The organism is Agromyces sp. H17E-10 (genome assembly GCF_022919715.1).
In the GTDB taxonomy this organism is placed as follows: domain Bacteria; phylum Actinomycetota; class Actinomycetes; order Actinomycetales; family Microbacteriaceae; genus Agromyces.
Genome location: NZ_CP095042.1, coordinates 2,728,387 through 2,746,475, shown reverse-complemented (window position 1 = coordinate 2,746,475; position 18,089 = coordinate 2,728,387). Strand labels below are relative to the sequence as shown.

General features: G+C 70.5%; 13 protein-coding genes. 4 read left to right on the top strand and 9 right to left on the bottom strand.

The window, feature by feature from the left end; all coding sequences use genetic code 11:
- Positions 1-119: 119 nt before the first annotated feature.
- Together MUN74_RS12370 and MUN74_RS12365 are read left to right on the top strand one after the other, a co-directional pair.
- Positions 120-1,463, top strand: a complete 1,344-nt coding sequence (locus MUN74_RS12370; protein WP_244852551.1) for an MFS transporter — start codon at positions 120-122, stop codon at positions 1,461-1,463.
- A gap of 173 nt (positions 1,464-1,636) precedes the next feature.
- Positions 1,637-4,738 carry a M14 family metallopeptidase gene (locus MUN74_RS12365; RefSeq protein ID WP_244852549.1) on the top strand — a complete coding sequence of 1,034 codons (3,102 nt, stop codon included), beginning with the start codon at positions 1,637-1,639 and terminating at the stop codon, positions 4,736-4,738.
- 103 nt (positions 4,739-4,841) lie between these two features.
- Here the strand turns inward: MUN74_RS12365 and MUN74_RS12360 are convergent, their stop codons facing one another.
- The 3 genes from MUN74_RS12360 to MUN74_RS12350 form a co-directional block, all read right to left on the bottom strand.
- On the bottom strand, positions 4,842-5,702 hold the full coding sequence (locus MUN74_RS12360) for a 3-hydroxyacyl-CoA dehydrogenase (protein WP_244852547.1): 861 nt from the start codon (positions 5,700-5,702) through the stop codon (positions 4,842-4,844).
- Positions 5,703-5,768: 66 nt separating this feature from the next.
- Complete coding sequence (locus MUN74_RS12355; RefSeq protein ID WP_244852546.1) at positions 5,769-6,254, bottom strand: MarR family winged helix-turn-helix transcriptional regulator; 486 nt, start codon at positions 6,252-6,254, stop codon at positions 5,769-5,771.
- A 105-nt stretch (positions 6,255-6,359) separates the two neighbouring features.
- Positions 6,360-6,872 carry a methylated-DNA--[protein]-cysteine S-methyltransferase gene (locus MUN74_RS12350; protein WP_244852544.1) on the bottom strand — a complete coding sequence of 171 codons (513 nt, stop codon included), beginning with the start codon at positions 6,870-6,872 and terminating at the stop codon, positions 6,360-6,362.
- 124 nt (positions 6,873-6,996) lie between these two features.
- Between MUN74_RS12350 and MUN74_RS12345 the strand changes: the two genes are divergently transcribed.
- On the top strand, positions 6,997-7,311 hold the full coding sequence (locus MUN74_RS12345; RefSeq protein WP_244852542.1) for a DUF1905 domain-containing protein: 315 nt from the start codon (positions 6,997-6,999) through the stop codon (positions 7,309-7,311).
- Between the two features lie 14 nt (positions 7,312-7,325).
- Here MUN74_RS12345 and MUN74_RS12340 read toward each other — a convergent pair whose 3' ends face one another.
- On the bottom strand, positions 7,326-8,231 hold the full coding sequence (locus MUN74_RS12340) for an LLM class F420-dependent oxidoreductase (protein WP_244852540.1): 906 nt from the start codon (positions 8,229-8,231) through the stop codon (positions 7,326-7,328).
- 233 nt (positions 8,232-8,464) lie between these two features.
- Between MUN74_RS12340 and MUN74_RS12335 the strand changes: the two genes are divergently transcribed.
- Positions 8,465-9,448 carry a patatin-like phospholipase family protein gene (locus tag MUN74_RS12335; RefSeq protein WP_370647293.1) on the top strand — a complete coding sequence of 328 codons (984 nt, stop codon included), beginning with the start codon at positions 8,465-8,467 and terminating at the stop codon, positions 9,446-9,448.
- Positions 9,449-9,653: 205 nt separating this feature from the next.
- Here the strand turns inward: MUN74_RS12335 and MUN74_RS12330 are convergent, their stop codons facing one another.
- From MUN74_RS12330 to MUN74_RS12310, 5 genes are all read right to left on the bottom strand, one after another.
- Positions 9,654-12,980 carry an alpha-mannosidase gene (locus tag MUN74_RS12330; protein ID WP_244852538.1) on the bottom strand — a complete coding sequence of 1,109 codons (3,327 nt, stop codon included), beginning with the start codon at positions 12,978-12,980 and terminating at the stop codon, positions 9,654-9,656.
- Between the two features lie 9 nt (positions 12,981-12,989).
- Positions 12,990-13,880 carry a carbohydrate ABC transporter permease gene (locus MUN74_RS12325; RefSeq protein ID WP_244852536.1) on the bottom strand — a complete coding sequence of 297 codons (891 nt, stop codon included), beginning with the start codon at positions 13,878-13,880 and terminating at the stop codon, positions 12,990-12,992.
- On the bottom strand, positions 13,877-14,836 hold the full coding sequence (locus MUN74_RS12320; RefSeq protein ID WP_370647292.1) for a carbohydrate ABC transporter permease: 960 nt from the start codon (positions 14,834-14,836) through the stop codon (positions 13,877-13,879). The genes MUN74_RS12325 and MUN74_RS12320 overlap by 4 nt, the downstream gene beginning before the upstream one ends.
- 4 nt (positions 14,837-14,840) lie before the next feature.
- Positions 14,841-16,193 carry an extracellular solute-binding protein gene (locus tag MUN74_RS12315; protein ID WP_244852534.1) on the bottom strand — a complete coding sequence of 451 codons (1,353 nt, stop codon included), beginning with the start codon at positions 16,191-16,193 and terminating at the stop codon, positions 14,841-14,843.
- Between the two features lie 514 nt (positions 16,194-16,707).
- On the bottom strand, positions 16,708-17,907 hold the full coding sequence (locus MUN74_RS12310; protein WP_244856441.1) for an ROK family transcriptional regulator: 1,200 nt from the start codon (positions 17,905-17,907) through the stop codon (positions 16,708-16,710).
- Positions 17,908-18,089 lie beyond the last annotated feature (182 nt).

Sequence of the window (18,089 nt, the reverse complement as noted above, 5' to 3'; positions counted from 1 at the left end):
CGCGACGAGTCGCATCACGCGGGAGCGGGCGCCCTTCGGGGCGTCCGCTCCTGCTCGTTCGGCGGCCCCGTACGTCGAACCGATTCGATGACGGCGCCGACCAGGGAGAGAATGGATCGGTGACGATCCTCCCCCAGCCCGTGCGCCCCTGGCGGCTCTGGCTGGTCTGGGGCGTCGGGGTCGCCGCCTACGTCGTGTCGGTCACGAACCGCACCTCGCTCGGCGCCGTCGGCGCCGACGCCGCCGTCAGGTTCGATGCGGATGCCTCGACGCTGTCGATGTTCGCGGTCATCCAGCTGTTCGTGTACGGCGGCATGCAGATCCCCGTGGGCCTGCTGCTCGACCGGTTCGGCGCGCGCCCGATCGTGACGGCGGGCATGGTGCTCATGGCCGTCGGGCAGCTCGTGATGGCCCTCTCGACCGATGTCGGCACGGCGATCCTCGCGCGCGTGCTGCTCGGTGCGGGCGACGCCGCCGTCTTCCCGAGCGTGCTGCGCGTCGTCGCGACGTGGTTCCCCCAGCAACGGGCACCGTTCGTCGTGCAGATGACGGGCATCGTGGGCCAGACCGGCCAGCTGCTCGCCCTGCTGCCGATGGCGGCCCTGCTCCACGCCACGAGCTGGACGGTCGCGTTCGGGAGCCTCGCGGGCCTCGGCGCGCTCTTCGCGGTGCTCACCTTCGCGGTGATCCGCAACCACCCGCCCACGAGCGACGCCGACGTCTCGGTCAACACCGAGACGGGGGCGATCGCAGTCGTGCGCTCGTCGGCTGACCTGCGCCAGGGCTTCCGCGAGTCGTGGGGCCACCCGGGCACGCGGCTCGCGTTCTGGTCGCACTTCACGACCCCGTTCGCGGGCACCGCGTTCGTGATGCTGTGGGGCTTCCCGTTCCTGACCGCGGGCGAAGGGCTCTCACCGGCGACCGCGTCGCTCGTGGTGAGCGCATTCGTCGTGTTCGGCATGCTCGTCGGGCCGGTGATGGGGGCGCTCTCGGCGCGGCATCCGCTTCGTCGTTCTCGCATGCTCGTGCTGCCGACGATCGCGATCCAGGCGGTGGCCTGGCTCATCGTCATCGCGTGGCCGGGGCCGGCGCCGATCTGGCTGCTGTTCCTGCTCGCGCTCGCGCTCGCAACGGGCGGCCCCGCGTCGATGATCGCGTTCGACCACGCCCGCACGCACAATCCGAGTCACCGGCTCAGCACCGCGACGGGCATCGTGAACGGCGGCGGGTTCATCGCGGGCCTCATCGCGATCTTCCTGATCGGCCTCGCGATGGACCTGCAGGGCGCCGGCACGCCCGAGACCTACACCCTCGAGGCGTTCCGCATGGCGTTCCTCACGCAGATGCCGCTGTGGATCCTCGGGTCGGCGTTCATCGTGATCGAGCGCCGTCGCACGCGCGTGCGGATGGGTCTCGACGAGCCGCGGCGGAAGCCCCGCCGGGGCGATGCCGCGGCCGGCTGACGTCACCGACTTTCTCACGAGTAATCCTCATGATCGCCTTGACAGCCGCGCTCACGTCGCGGAAGGCTGTGCCCTAGGGTCCGCAGCGAGCGCTTGAGGCGTGACGACGATGGGGAGAACGACGAGTCGCCACGATCCGCCCTCGGCCGCAGACGGGCCGAAGGAGTCCACTCATGGCTGGAAATCGCTCCATTCGCAACCGCGCCGTCTTCGTGGCCGCCGCGCTCGCGCTGGCCGTCGGGATGCTGAGTCCCGTCGCTGCCAACGCCGCGGAGGACGACGGCGCGCTCGACATGTACACGGCCCTGGTCAGCGGCGACGATGCCGCCCAGATCGCCGCGGCCGGGTTCGACGTCGCGAACCGCACCGTCACCGAGGCCGGGGTGAGCGTCGACCTCGTGCTCACGGCCGACGAGGCGAAGGGCCTCAAGGCCCGCGGCGTCGACGTCGCGGTCAAGAAGAACAAGGACGGCAAGTCCGCACGACAGTTGGCTGAGGAACAAGCCGCCTCCGGCTACAACGTGTTCCGGTCATGGGACGAGAAGGGCGGCATCCGCGACGAGCTGTACAGCCTCGCGAAGAAGAACCCGAACGTGGTGAAGCTCGAGGTGCTCGGGCACACCTACGAAGGCCGCGAGCTCATCGCGTTGAAGGTCACGCAGGCCGCGAAGGCCATGCCCGACGGCGCCCGACCCGCGGTGCTCTACAGCTCGACGCAGCACGCCCGCGAGTGGATCTCGACCGAGGTCAACCGCCGCCTGCTGCACCACTTCGTCGACGGGTGGCGGAGCGGCGACCAGGAGGTCAAGAACCTGCTCAAGCAGAACGAGTTCTGGTTCCTCGTCGTGGCGAACCCCGACGGCTACCAGTACACGTTCGACCACGAGCGGCTGTGGCGCAAGAACCTGCGCGACAACGACGGCGACGGCCAGATCACTCGCGCAGACGGCGTCGACCCGAACCGCAACTACCCCGAGCACTTCGGCTACGACGAAGAGGGGTCGTCATCGCAGATCTCGAGCGACACGTACCGCGGCCCGTCGGCCGGGTCCGAGCCCGAGACGAAGGCGATGATGTCGCTGTTCGACCGGGCCGACTTCTCCTTCCAGGTCAACTACCACTCGTTCGGCCAGTGGCTGCTCTACGCCGAGGGCTGGCAGACGGGGACGCCGACCGCCGACGACCCGATCTATTACGCGCTCTCGGGCAACCGCGACGCCCCGGCCATCCCCGACTTCGAGCCCGGCCTCTCGTCGGACGTGCTGTACGTGACGAACGGCGAGACGACCGACTACGCGCACTCCCAGCGCGGCACGCTCGCATGGACGCCCGAACTCGGTGAAGGCGACGACGGCGGCGGATTCGTGTTCCCCGATGACGAGGCGCAGATCCAGGCCGAGTTCGAGCGCGCCCTGCCGTTCGCGATGGATGTCGCGAAGTCGGCGGCCGACCCCGACGACCCGGTGTCGCACCTCGGCCTCGAGACGAAGCCCTTCTACCTGAAGAGCGACGACACCTACAAGGCCGGCCTGCCGCTCGCCGACTTCACGTTCCGCACCTCCTACGGCGACCCGCAGGAGGTGCGCGTCATCGCGAAGCGCGACCTGGGCGACGTCACGCTGAAGTACTCGATCAACGGCGGCGACCCGGTGAGCGCGACGACCGAGGAGTGGACCGGTGGTGAGCGCTACGGCGGCAAGACGGGTGCGTACTACCGGATCATGAGCGGGGTGGTCACCGGCACCGCCCCGGGCGACACGGTGAAGGTCTGGTTCGAGGGCGGTGGCGAGTCGAGCGACTCGTTCACCTACGAGGCCGTCGAGGAGTCCACGGACGACGTGCTGATCCTCTCCGCCGAGGATTACACGGGCGCGTCTCCCGTGCAGGACGTCACCGAGCCGAAGTACCTCGACTACTACGAGGCGGCGCTCGACGCGAACGGCACGGGCTACGACGTCTACGACGTCGATGCCCGGGGCCGGACGGCGCCCGACGCCCTCGGGGTGCTCTCCCACTACGACGCCGTCATCTGGTACACGGGCGACGACGTCATCACCCGCGAACCCGGCTGGGGCGCCGGCACCGCCTCGCGCCTCGCGATGGACGAGACGCTCGAGGTGCGCGACTTCCTCAACGAGGGCGGCCAGGTGCTCTACACCGGCAAGTACGCCGGCACCCAGTACGCGGGGGCATATGCGTACGATCCGACGGCTGACAACGCACTGTGCACCGATCCCGCGGTGGCGCCGCGCTGCCGGACGCTCGGCGGGTCGGGCGACGGCATGAACGACACGCTGCAGTACTGGCTCGGCTCCTACCTGGTGGTCGACGACGCGGGAACCACCGAGGACGGCGGACTCCTCGACGTGCTCGGCGTGGACACGCCGCTCACGGGTCTCGACTGGGGCTTCGGCGGCGCCGACAGCGCTGCGAACCAGGATCACAGCAATTCGTTCATCACGACGAGCGGCATCCTGAACCCGCAGCAGTACCCGCAGTTCGACAGCTGGGTCGCGGGCCGCTGGGATCGCACCGGCGGACCGTTCGAACCGCACACGGGTGACGCGTACGCGTACTCGCAGATCGGCGACGTGTCGTACAAGCGGCTGACCCGCACGATCGACGTGCCGGCCGGGGGCGCCCAGCTCTCGTTCTGGACGTCGTACGACACCGAGGAGAGCTGGGACCACGTCGCGGTCGAGGCGCACACCCCCGGCCAGGACGACTGGACGACGCTGCCGGACCTGGGCGGCGGCACATCCGACCGCGTCGGCGAGAGCTGCCCGGCCGGCTGGCGTGAGCTGCATCCGCAGCTCGACCACTACCAGACGTACGACGCCGACGCGAGCACCTGCACGCCGTCGGGCACGACGGGCGACTGGAACGCCGCGTCGGGCAGCTCGGGCGGCTGGCGGCAGTGGACGGTGGACCTCGCCGACTACGCCGACGGCCAGGTCGAGGTGTCGATCTCGTACATCAGCGACTGGTCGACGCAGGGGCTCGGCGTCTTCGTCGACGACATCTCGACCTCGACCGGCGAGGGCACGACGTCGTTCGAGAACGGCGACTTGGGCGGCTGGGAGATCAGCGGCCCGCCGCCCGGCAGCGCGCCGAACCCGAACGACTTCATCATCACGACGGCCGCCGGGTTCCCCGAGGCGGCGGTGGTGGCGACACCGGGTTCGCTCATGACCGGGTTCGGGTTCGAGGGCATCGACGACGCCGATGTTCGAGCCGAATGGATGGGGCGAGCGTTGGATCATCTGCTCGACTGAGCTCGCTCCGGTGGTCGAGTAGCGAAGCGTATCGAGGCCTCACGAGGGGGTCTCGATACGCTCCTGCGTCGCTACTCGACCGCCGGGGGTCGTCCCGGCGCGGTCACGCGTCGTAGCGGTAGAACCCCTCGCCCGTCGCGACGCCCAGCTTGCCCTGGTCGATGTAGCGCTCCTTGATGAGCGCGGCGAACTCCTGCTGCTTCGGGCCGCCCATCATCGAGATGTTGTACGCGGTCGTGAGGCCGACGATGTCGTAGATCTGGAACGGACCCATCGGCGCGCCGGTGCCGATGCGCCAGGTCGCGTCGATCGCCTCGGGCTCTGCGACGCCGTCGACGAGCAGCTGGCCCGCCGCCGACAGGAACGGCACGAGCAGCGAGTTGAGCACGTAGCCCGGCTGCTCCTTCTTGATCTCGATCGGCACCATGCCGATGGCCTTCGCGAACTCGACGACCGTGGCGTAGACGGCCGGGTCGGTGGCGGGCGTGCCCATGATCTCGGCGGTGTTGTGCGCCCAGATGCGGTTCGCGAAGTGGAGCGCGAGGAACCGGTCGGGTCGCCCGGTCGCGTCGGCGATCGCGCTCGGCAGCAGCGTCGACGAGTTGGTGGCGAAGATCGTGCGCTCGGGCGCGACGGCGGCGAGCTTCTCGTACGTGGCGCGCTTGATGTCGATGCTCTCGGGCACGGCCTCGATGACGAGATCCGCGTTCGCGACGGCGGCTGCGAGGTCGGCCGAGTAGTTCACGCGGGCGAGCGCGGCCTGCGCCGCACCGTCGGCGGCGCCGGCGACGCCCTCGGCGACGTAGGTCGCGGCGAGCTTCTCGAAGCGCTCCTTCGCGGCGGCGAGCGCGGCGTCGTCGAGGTCGTACGCGACGACCTCGAGCCCGCTGAACGCGGTCTGGTACGCGATCTGCGAGCCGAGCACTCCGGTTCCGAGCACGGTCACGTGCTGCACTGCGGTCATGGTGTTCCTTCTTCCTGTCGTGCCCTCGTGGGGCGTGGGGTCGGTGCCCTCGTGGGGCGGCGCGCGTCAGCCGGCGCGCTGGTCTCCGTCGTCGGCGCCGGGATGCCTCGGCCGGTCGCCGTCGGCGGCGGCGTCGTTGAACCGGGTGAGGTCGGTGGCGAAGCGGGCGACCTCGGTGTCGCTCCAGCCGTCGAGATGGCGGCCCACGACGCCCTGCAGCAGTTCGATCGCCTCGTCGTACGCAGACCATCCCGCGTCGGTCAGCTCGAGCGGACGGCCCCGCCCCGAGGCATCCGCGACCTCTCTGACGACGCCGAGGCGGGTGAGGCCCGCGAGCTGGCGCGACACGGTCGAGCGGTTGAGGCGGAACGCCTCGGCGATGTCGACCGAGCGACATCCCGGGTGGTCGACGATGAACCCCAGGATCGACTGGTCGGTCATGCTGAGGCTGAGGTGCGCAGTGCGCGCGTCGGCGACGCCGCGGCGGGTGATGACGATGAGCTCGCGCAGGATCGCTGCGGCGTGCTCGTCGCGGGTGACGCGTTCGACCATGACCCGACTCCTTCTGTTGTCATATGCAACGCTACGCTTGAGCATTGCATTCCGCAACAGAAGGTGTGGGGAATCAGCCCCGTCCCGGCCACCCGGCCTGTCGGCTCAGAAGAGCCGCGCCTGCGCGACGACCGGCGCGCCCTCGAGCTCGAGCAGGAACCGCTTGCGCTCGAGGCCGCCGGCGTAGCCCGTGAGCGATCCGTCGGCGCCGACGACCCGGTGGCACGGCACGACGATGCTGAGCGGGTTGCGCCCGACCGCGTTGCCGACGCGCCGGGCGAGGTTGCGGTCGCCGAGCCGGTCGGCGAGCTCGCCGTAGCTGACGGTCGTGCCGAGCGGGATCTCGCGCAGCATTCCCCACACGACGTGCTGGAACTCGTCGCCGTCGGGCGCGGTGGGCAGGTCGAACACCGTTCGCTCGCCGGCGAGGTACTCGTCGAGCTCGACGCCGAGCCGCGTGATGAGCGCATCGTCGAGCGCGGAGACCTCGATGCCGATCGTGCCGGCGGCCGGCGGATGCCAGTGGCCGGGGAAGTAGATGCCCGCGAGCGCGTCACCCTCGGCGACGACGAGCAGCTCGCCGAGCGGCGTCGTCAGCGTGGTGTGGCGTCTGGTCATGCCTCCATCCTCTCCCGGTACGCCCCTCTCGGGGCCGGTTCGACCAGCGGGAATCGGACTTCACGTCGGGCGGGTCCACGGCGCGATCGGCGCCTGTGTCGGCCGTTCGCCGTACGCTGGCGGCATGCGCGCCCCCGAACCGCCGCCCGGCCTGCTCGTCGTCTTCTCGGCCGAGATCTACGAGTGGGCGTCGCGGCGCAACTGGTTCTTCGTCGATGTTCCGCCCGAGCCGAGCGCCGACATCGCCGATCGGCCGCGGATGCCACGGGGATTCGGATCGGCGCCCGTGACCGTCACGGTCGGCGAGACGACGTGGCGCACCTCGATCTTCCCGTCGGGCGACACGTACGCGCTGCCGCTGAAGCGCGCGGTGCTCGACGCCGAGGCGATCGGCGAGGGCGACGTGATCGAGGTGCGCCTGGTCGTGCACGACGACTGAGACGGAAGGTTGGCTCAGGTGATGGCCCGGGCGTTCACCTCGTCGCGCCAGGCGACGAGTTCGCGCACCGGTCCGAGATCCCAGCCCGTCGCGGCTTCGAGGCCGACGGTGAACAGCCGAGTGCCGACCGCGTGCAGCGCGTCGGCGTGGCCCGGGTAGTCGTCGAGGTCCTCGGCGAATCGGCCCGGCTTCGGCGAGACGCCCGCGCTGCGCTCGATCGCGGCGGGGTCGCGACCGATGCGACGGCACCAGTCGTCGAGCACCGCGTGCTTGTGCGCGATCGTCTCGGCGTCGCCGAAGCCGTGCCAGATGTCGGCGTGCTCCGCGACGATGCGCAGGGTGACCTGCTCGCCCGCGCCGCCGATGAGCACCGGGATGGGCCGCGTCGGAGGCGGGTTGAGCTTCGCCCATCGCTCGCGGATGAGCGGCAGGTCGGCGCGAAGCCGGCGCAGCCGCTCGGGCGCGGTGCCGAACTCGTAACCGTACTCGTCGTAGTCGCGCTCGAACCAGCCGGCACCGATGCCGAGCACCACGCGACCGATGCCGTCGCGGGCGCTGATGTGGTCGACGGTACGCGCCATGTCGGCGAGCAGTTGCGGGTTGCGGTACCCGGTGGACGAGACGAGCACGCCGAGCTCGACGCGCTCGGTCACCTCGGCGAACGCCGCGAGCAGCGTCCAAGCCTCGAGGTGCGCACCGTCGGGATCGCCGCTGAGCGGGAAGAAGTGGTCCCACCCGAGCACGAGGTCGGCGCCGGCGTCTTCCGCGGCGACGGCGGCGGCGCGGAGTTCGGCGTAGGTCGCGTGCTGCGGCTTCACCTGCACGGCGATGCGGGCGCGGCGATCAGGGTGCGGCACGTGCAGCGCCGCGGACACGTCGCGCGTGCCGGTCGGCGCGAGTCCGGGAATCGGGTCGGTCATGCTCGCGAGCCTACGCCGGGCGCGCAGGTCGGTCGGGCGCGTCCCTCGAGCCTGACGGGCACGCCTCGTGGTTCGCAGTGCGGTGTGCTACCGTCTCGGTGATCGTGATCCGAGGCAGGAGGTGAGACCCATGAACGCAGTATCAGTGGGCGCTCCCCTGCAGTCCACGATCCGCGACTGAGGTAGTCGCCCGCCGGGAGCGCTGAATCCGCGATTCGCGAAAGGCGACTCCCATGAACGACAACACCTCCTTCCTTCCTGCCCCGTCCGTCGACGCGTCGGACCGCATGCCGGCATCCGGCGCACGAGCGCTCGTGCTCGGCGGCGGCGGGTCCAGCGGCAACGCCTGGCTCATCGGCGTGCTCGCCGGCCTCGCCGACTGCGGCGTCGACGTGACCGCACCCGACCTGACCATCGGCACCTCCGCCGGATCGACGACCGCGGCCCAGCTCGCCGGGGCGACACCCGCCGAGCTGTACGCCCAGACCATCGAGGCGGCACCGCCGCAACGGCGCCCCGACGCGAGCCCCGCGTGGACCGGCACACGACCCGCTCCCGGTCCGGGAGCCGGCCCGGACGGCCGGACGGCATCGCGCCCGATCGACCATCTGGCACGCACCGGCGCGATCATCGCGACGTCGCACGACGCCGACGACATGCGTCGCCGGATGGGGGCTTCGGCGCTCGCACTGGATGCCTCGGCCGACGACGCGCAGCAGTCGCGCTGGCGTGCGACCGTCGCCTCACGGCTGCCCAGCACCGAGTGGCCGGATCGCACGCTGCTCCTAACGGCAGTCGACGCGGAGACGGCCGAGACGGTGCTCTTCGACCGCGACAGCGGGGTCGAGCTCGTCGACGCGGTCGCCGCGAGCTGTGCCGGCGGGTTCGCCTACCGGATCGACGATCGCTGGTACATCGACGGCGGCTACCGCACGAACGCCGAGAACGCCGACCTCGCGGCCGGCCACGAGCGGGTGCTCGTGCTGTCGCCGTTCGGCGGCCGCACCCGGCTCCCGCTCGAGTGGGGGCTGCACCTGGCCGCCCAGGTCGATGAGCTCCGGGCCGGGGGCAGTCGGGTCGAGACGATCTTCCCGACGAGCGACGACGCGTACCTGTTCGAGAATGCGATGAACGTCGCGCTGCGGCCCGCCGCGGCACGGGCGGGGTTCGATCGGGGCCGCGAGGTCGCCGAGCTCATCGCCGCGTTCTGGGGCTGACGGGAGTGGGGTCGGCGGGCCTGCGCGTCCGTTGAGGAGGAGCATCCGGCACACGCGCCTGCATCCGGGAGTCTGTGTCGGATGCTCCTGCTCGAGCGGCGCGGTCGAGTAACTGAACGGCGGAAGGGGTTTCGAGACGCTCCTTCGTCGCTCCTCAACCCGCTGAGGCGGACCCGGATCGTGGTCTCGATACGGCGCTGCGCGCCTACTCGACCGACGCGGAAGAGGTGCGGCGGAGGCGCAGGGTCACGACCTGGAAGGGGCGCAACTCGAACGCCCACGCGCGCGGGCCTGCGGCGGCGAGCGCGACGCCGACGCCCGATCCGGTGCCGCCGGTTCCCGAGAGCGGGCGCTCCAGCAGGTCGGTCGATTCCATCGACGCGTCGAAGGATGCCTCGAGCCGGGCCCGCGCGCGGGCGCCATGCGCCTCGTACGCGCGCACGACGACGTCGCCCGAACCGTCTTCGGCGAGCTTGACCGCCTCGACCACGGCACCCTCGACCCGGACGAGCGGCTCGATCGCCGAGGCATCCACCCCGGTGAACGTGCGGAGCGGCAGGTTGAGCCGGTAGCCCTCCTCGATCGCCTCGAGAATGCCCGCGCCCGGCGCGATCGAGACGCGCATGCGATGCGCGCCCTGGTCGGCCTCGGGGTCAGGGAAGCGCGGGGCGCGCAGCAGCGACAGCCGCACGGTCGTGACGGTCGCGCCCGGGCGCGAGCAGTCGGAGGCCCGTTGCGTGTCGTGGCCGTAGGTCGCGTCGTTGGCGATCGCGACGCCGTAACCGGGTTCGCCGACGTGCACCCAGCGGTGGGCGACGGTCTCGAAGCGGGCCGCGTCCCACGAGGTGTTCGCGTGCGTCGGCCGGTGGATGTGCCCGAACTGGATCTCGCTCGTCGCCCGGTCGGCGTGCACGTCGAGCGGGAACGCGAGCTTCAGCAGCTTCTGCCGCTCGTGCCAGTCGATCTCGAACTCGACCTCGAGGGCGCGATCGCCGACGCCGAGCGACACCGTCTCGACGAGGTGGGATGCGCCGAACCGGCGCACGATGCGCACCGCGACCCGCTCCCCCGGTGGTCGCGGAGCGCCGTCGCGGAGCGGCGACGCGTCTCGAGACCCGATGACGTCGACCGACTCCGCCTCGCGCAGCTCGACGACGTTGCGGGCGTAGTGGGCATCGATGTCCCACGCGTCCCACTGGTTGGGGGTGTCGCGGAACAGCTGCAGGAGCTTCGCCGAGCGTCCGGGGGCGATCGCTTCGCGGCCGAGTCGGCCGTCGGGCTCGCGGTGGCGAAGCGAGACGAGCAGCCCGTCGGCGTCGAGCACCGCCTCGAGCTGCGCGTTCGACAGGGTGATGTCGCCGTCGTCGGATCGGGCCGCCACTGCGGGTTGAGGAGCGACGGAGGAGCGTCTCGAAACCCCCTCGTCCGCAGTATCAGGTTTCGCGACGGTCGCTGACGCTCCCTCCTCGACCCGCGGTGACGCACCTCCCAGCGCCGGCACGCCCGACACCTCGTAGGGCCCGGCATTCACGCGCAGCATCCGGTCGCCCGAACCCGCGAGCGCGCGCACCGAGCGCTCGATGACCTGCTCGAGCACCTCGGCGACGAGCGCGTAGCGCCGCTCGGCCTCGCGGTGCACCCAGGCGATCGACGAGCCCGGCAGGATGTCGTGGAACTGCTGCAGCAGCACGGTGTGCCAGGCGTCCTCGAGCTGCTCGGCCGGATACGGCGCGACACCGCGCACGGCGGCCGTCGCCGCCCACAGCTCGGCCTCGCGCAGCAGGTGCTCGCTGCGGCGGTTGCCGCGCTTCGTGCGCGCCTGCGACGTGTACGTGCCGCGGTGGAACTCGAGGTAGAGCTCGCCCGCCCACACCGGCGGGTGCGGGTACTCGGCCTCGGCGGTCTCGAAGAACCGGCGCGGCGACGACAGCGTGACCCGCGGCGACCCCTCGAGGTCGGCCGTGCGGTGCGCCGCGGCGAGCATCTCGCGGGTCGGCCCGCCGCCGCCGTCGCCCCAGCCGAACGGCACGAGCGACGTGTTCGCCGCGCCCTTCTCGGCGTACTGGCGCTCGGCTCGCGCGAGTTCGGCGCCCGACAGCTCGGAGTTGTACGTGTCGACGGGCGGGAAGTGGGTGAACACCTCGGTGCCGTCGATGCCCTGCCAGCGGAACGTGTGGTGCGGGAATCGGTTCGTCTCGTTCCACGAGATCTTCTGCGTGAGGAACCAGCGCGACCCCGCCGCCCGCACGAGCTGCGGCAGCGCCGCCGAGTAGCCGAACGAGTCGGGCAGCCACACCTCGAGCGGTTCGACGCCGAGCTCCTCCATGAAGAAGCGCTTGCCCGCGACGAACTGGCGCGCGAGCGCCTCACCGCCCGGCAGGTTCGTGTCGGACTCGACCCACATGCCGCCGACCGGCACGAACGACCCCTCGCGCACGCGCCGCCGCACGCGCTCGAACACCTCGGGGTACTGCTGCTTGAGCCACGCGTACTGCTGGGCCGACGAGGCGGCGAACACGAGACCGGGATGCTCCTCGATGAGCGCGTCGACGTTCGAGAAGGTGCGCGCCACCTTGCGCACGGTCTCGCGGGTCGGCCAGAACCACGCGCTGTCGATGTGCGCGTGGCCCACCGCGTGCACGCGATGCGAGCTCGCCCAGGCGGGCGCCGCCAGCACCGGTGCGAGGATGCTGCGCCCGAGCGCCGCGCTGCCGGCGACGTCGTCGGGATCCATCTCGTCGATCATGCGCTCGAGGGCCCGCACGACCTGGGCGCGACGCGGCGACGATTCGGGCAGCTGCTCTTCGAGCTGGCGGAGCACGCGGACGTCCTGCACGAGCTCCCACACGGTCACGTCGCGGAGGGCGAGGTCGACGTCGCCGAGCGCGTAGATCGGGTCGTCGCCCGCGGTCTCCCATTCGCCGCGCGGCGTGGGCGCGAACGACCAGTTCTGGCTGATGTCGGGGTTCGACGCCGCCTCGAGGTACACCACTGCACCCGCCGGTTGAGTAGCGCCCGACGAAGAAGGAGGACGCGTATCGAAACCCTCAGCACCCGTGGTCTCGATACGGCGCTGCGCGCCTATTCGACCGACGGAGCGGTGGATCAGCTCCAGCGGCACCGCCCGGTTGAGCGGCTCGACCGCCTTCACGATCGTGCCGTCGGCGCGCCACACGAGCGCCTCGGCCTGGAAGCCCGGTGCCACCCCGATGAACCCGAGGTCGACGACGAGCTCCCACCGCGATTCACCGCTCCGGTCGGTCGAGTAGGCGCGCAGCGCCGTATCGAGACCACCGGACAGCTCCGGCAGCGTCATCCGGAACCAAGTCGTGCCCCACGCGCGACCCCACGCGTCGCCGGGCGCGACGGGGGTGAACTCCTGCGCGACCGCCTCGGCGAACGGCACCGGCTCGCCGGGCGCCTCCCACCGCTCGAGGCGCACGGGCACGCGCGACCGGTAGATCGCGGGTTCGAGCCGCTCGCGCACGAAGCGCGCGATGCGGGTCTCGACCAGGGCGGAATCGTCGTGCATGCGGGCTCCCTATCCTTTGACCGCGCCCTGCAGCGCGAACGAACCGCCGATACCGCGCGACACGAGCACGTACAGCGCGATGACCGGCAACGAGTACAGCAACGAGAAGGCGGCGAGCTCGCCGTAGGCGACGGTGCCGTACTGGCCGAAGAAGCTGTAGATGCTCACCGACGCGGGTTGCTTCGCCGGGCTCAGCAGCAGGATGAACGGCACGAAGAAGTTCCCCCACGCCTGGATGAACACGAAGATGAACACCACCGCGATGCCCGGCCGCATGAGCGGCACGACGATGCGACGGAGCGTGCCCATCGCCGATGCCCCGTCGACCCAGGCGGCCTCCTCGAGCGACACGGGCACCGAGTCCATGAAGTTCTTCATCATCCAGATCGCCATCGGCAGGCTCGTCGCCGCCATGAAGAACGTCACCGCGGCGAGGTTGTCGAGGTAGCCGAGCCGCACGAACAGGCTGTACACGGGCACCATGATCGCGGTGATCGGCAGGCACGTGCCGAACAGGATCGCGTAGAGGTAGGGCTTGTTGAACCGCGACTGGTATCGCGACAGCGGGTAGGCCGCGAGTACGGCGACCAGCACGGTGATGATCGCCGTGCCCGTCGAGAGCAGCGTGGAGTTCCAGAGCGGCAGCAGCGTGCCCTCGGGCGTCAGCACGGCCGCGTAGTGGTCGAGCGTGAACCCCTCGGGCACCTCGGTGCGCTGGCTCGGGTCGGTGTCGATCGAGGCGAGTACGAGCCAGGCGAGCGGCACGACGAAGCAGAGGCCGATGAGGGCGAGTGCCAGATTTCTGGCCAGGGATGCCGCGGCCCGGCGCGGCGACGCGAGGTTCAGCGGGCCGCTCCCCGAGCCCGTCGACGGGCGCATCCGCCGCGATGTCGTGCTCATGAGTCACGCTCCGGTCGCAGCATCCGGATGTACCCGATGGAGAAGACCGCACCGACGACGATCATGACGACCGCGATGGCCGAGCCGTAGCCGATCTGCTGGAACTTGAACGCCTCCTGGTAGGCGAAGATCGGCAGGGTCGAGCTCGCCATGCCGGGTCCGCCCTTCGTCATGACCCAGATGAGGGTGAACACGGCGAGGGTCTGCAGCGTGATGAGCATGAGGTTCGTCGCGATCGACGGCCGGATCATCGGCAGCGTCACCCACCACAGGCGCTTCGCACCGCCCGCCCCGTCGACGATCGCGGCCTCGGTGATCTCGGGCGGCACGTCGTTGAGCGCGGCCTCGTAGACGAGCATCGAGAACGCGGTACCGCGCCACACGTTCGCGAGGATGACCGCGAGCATCGGGAAGTCGAACAGCCAGTTCGGCCCCGCGATGCCGATCGCGCCGAGCAGCTGGTTGAGGGTGCCGTCGTCGGCGAAGTACGCGTACGCGGCGAACGCGGCGACGATCTCGGGCAGCACCCACGCCGCGACGACGGTCGTGCCGACGACCGCGCGCACGACGCGGTTCGCCCGCAGCATGAGCAGCGCGAGTGCGAGACCGACGAGGTTCTGCCCGATGACCGCCGAGCCGAGCACGAAGACGACCGTGAGCAGCAGCGACAGCGGGAATGCTCGGTCGGTGAAGAGGTCGACGTAGTTCTCGAGCCCCACCCACTGCGGCTCGCGCGCCGCGCGACCCGTGAGCGCCGTGTTCGTGAACGAGACGTAGAACGCCCAGATGACGGGGCCCGCCATGAAGAGCGCGAGCAGCGCGATCGACGGGGCGACGGGCAGCAGGCGGATGAGAGCCCGACGTCTCCTGTGGGGCGATCGCCGGCCGACGCGGAAGTTCGGGTCATCCCGCGTCGGCCGGCCGCCTTCGATCGGCGGCGACGAAACCGCGACCATGCTCCTAGCCGGTCACGTTGTCTTCGCCGACGATCCCGACCACCGCCTCGTCATAGGCGGCGGCCGCCTCCTCCGGCGTCATCTGCCCCGTCATGACGGCCTCGGTGGCCGCCTGGATCTCAGCCGAGATCTGGGGGTAATCGGCAGTTGCCGGCCGGAAGTGGGTGTAGGTCACCAGATCGGTGAAGAACCCGATGAACGGGTTCGCCTCGAGGTACGCCGGATCTTCGGCGACGTCGGTGCGCACCGCGATCTGCGAGTTCGCGATGTTGTAGTCGAGCGCGTTCTGCTTGTCGAGCGCCATCGAGAGGAAGTCGAAGGCCGCGTCTGGGTTGCCGCTGTCGGCGCCGACCGCGAGGGTCCAGCCGCCCGAGAGGCTCACCGCACCCGGGCCTTGACCGGTCTGCGTCGGGAAGGCCGCGACGCCGATGTCGTCGACGTACTCGGGCCACTCGTACTGGCCGCCCTCCATCCAGAACGACGGCGACCAGGAACCTTCGATCGTGCCGCCGATCTGCCCGTTCGGGAACCACTCGCCGAACAGCTTCTGCCACATCGAGCCGTCGAGCGCGACGTCGGGCGCGGGCGCGAGCCCCTCGGAGTAGAGCGTCTCGATGAACTCGAGCGAGTCGACGAAGCCCTGCGAGCCCGTGACCCACTTCTTCTCGTCGGTGTCGTAGAGCACGTCGTCGGTGCCGTACATGAGCATGCCGAAGCCTTGCATGACCGAGCCCTCGCCCGCCGGCTTGCCCGAGTACACGTTGAACGCGACCTTGTCGGGCGAGGCCTGGTGCACCTCGCGTGCCGTGTCGAGGATCTCCTCCCACGACTTCGGCTCCCACGGGAGCGGCACGCCGGCCGCTTCGAGCACCGACTTCGAGTACCAGATGCCGCGGGTGTCGGTGCCGAGCGGCACCGCGTAGATGCTGCCGTCGTCGGCGCGGCCCGCCTCTTTCGCACCCTCGTTGAACTGCGACCAGTCGCTCCAGTCGGCGAGGTACTCGTCGAGGTTCAGCAGGTAGCCGGCGTCGACGTCGCTGCGCACCTTGAACGTGTCTTCGTAGAAGACGTCGGGTGCGGTGTCGGGGCTCTGCTGCATGAGCGCGAGCTTCGTGCCGTAGTCGGCCTCGTCGGCGACGATCGGCTCGAGCGAGACCGTGATGCCCGGGTTGGCCTTCTCGAACTCGGGCTTCACCTTCTTGAACAGGTCGTCGAGCGCGACGAACGCGTCGGTCTTCTGGTAGACGACCTTGATCGTCTTGTCGTCGCCGCCGCCGGAGTCGGCGCTGCAACCGACGAGGGCGACGGTCGCGGCGGCGACCGTCGCGAAGGCGAGTGTGGCGCGGGTGCGGTGCATGGTCTCGTGCTCCTTTGCTCGAGTGCTGCGAATGCGATCGGGCGAACAGGTCGGTGGTGCGCGTGGTGCTGACCCGCTGGGGCTTCGGGACTCTTCTGGGCGTGGGAATGCGACACGCCCCGTGGAGACCGCCGGCTCCCCCGAACCGCGCTCCGCGGGGCGTTCGCGTTCCCCACATCCGACATAGTAAATCGAATGGAGTTAGTCGGCAAGAGGGAATTCGAAGTCGAGTCTCCGGTTCTGGGTCGGACGCACCGCCCCTGCTGGTTGAGTAGCGCCCGACGAAGTCGGACGCGTATCGAAACCGGGTGACCCCGTCTCGAGAGCGGCTGACCCGGTTTCGATACGCGTCGCCGCTGCGCGCCGGCGCTACTCAACCTGCGGAGTGGGTTTCGAGACGCGTCGCCGCTCCGCGTCGGCGCTACTCAACCTGCGGAGTGGGTTTCGAGACGCGTCGCCGCTCCGCGTCGGCGCTCCTCAACCAGCGGATGGGTTGTCGTCACTGCGCTGCGACTCAGTCGAGCAGCAGGCGCGTCGCCGAGGGGGTGAAGCTGCGCTCGAGCACGAGGCTCGCGGCACCCACGGCGGCGACGTCGTCACCCACGCCCGTGCCCGCGACGCCGAGCCCGCGCACCGCCGACGTCGCGCTGTACTCGTCGAGCAGTCGCGGGATGCGCTCGAGGTACCTCGCCTCGAGGCGTGCCCAGAACGGTCCACCGAAGACGACGCGGTCGACGTCGAGCAGGTTCGTGAGCGCGGCGACCGCGCGCGCGGTGCGATCGGCGGCGCGGTCGAGGATGGCGCCGGCCGCGGCATCCCCGTTCGAAGCCGCCTCGCAGAGCAGGTCGAACTGCGCGTCGATCTCGCGGGGCGTCTCGTGCGGTGCTGGGGCGAGCACGCCGGTCGCCTCGGCCTCGTCGACCATCGACTGCGGCGTGATGGTGACGGCGATGCAGCCGCGCTGGCCGCACCCGCACGGCGGACCGTCGGGGTCGGTGACGATGTGCCCGATCTCGCCCGCGTTGCCCGAGACGCCGCGCATGAGCTCGTCGCCGAGCACGAGTCCGGCGCCGATGCCCGTGCCGATGTAGAAGAAGACGAACGAACCGGTGCCGGTCTCGCCGCCGACCCAGGTCTCGGCGACGGCGGCGGCGGTCACGTCTTTGTCGACGAGCACGGGCAGCCCCGTCGACGCCTCGAGCGCGTCGCGCAGCGGAACCCGGTGCCAGCCGTGCAGGTTCGGCGGATCGACGATGATGCCGCGCTCCTGGTCGATCGGGCCCGGTGCGGCGAGCCCGAGGCCGACGATCTTCTCGCGGGCGACGCCGGACTCGGCGACGAGCTGCTCGAAGCGGTCGTGGATGCGGGCCATCACGTGGTCGGGATCGGCCGCCGTCGGGGTCTTCAACCGGTTGTGCGCGACGACCTGCCCGGTGAGGTCGAGCAGCACGAACGTGATGACGGCGGGGTCGATGTGCACGCCCGCGGCGTAGTGCCCCTCGGGATTCAGCCGCAGGATCGTGCGCGGCTTGCCGAGCCCCGCGGCGCTCGCCTTGCCCGCCTCGACGATGAGTTCGTCGTCGAGCAGGCGCCGCGCGATGTTGCTCACCGTCTGGGTCGAGAGCCCCGTCATCTCGACGAGCTCGACCCGGCTGCGCCCCTCGGGCGCGCGACGGATCGCGTCGAAGATGACCGAGCGGTTGAAGTCACCCATGCGCGGCAGGTTCGTGCCCCGGCGGGCTTGGGCGCCGGATGCCTGCGGCTGCGCCGACGATACCCGTTCGGAGAGCGTGGTCGTCGGAGCCTGTGCCATCTCACGCCCTCCCTCGAGTCGCAACGATACGACCCGCCTCCTCCGAGTTTGTCACATCGATGGAGAAAAGGGCAGGGAGCGCT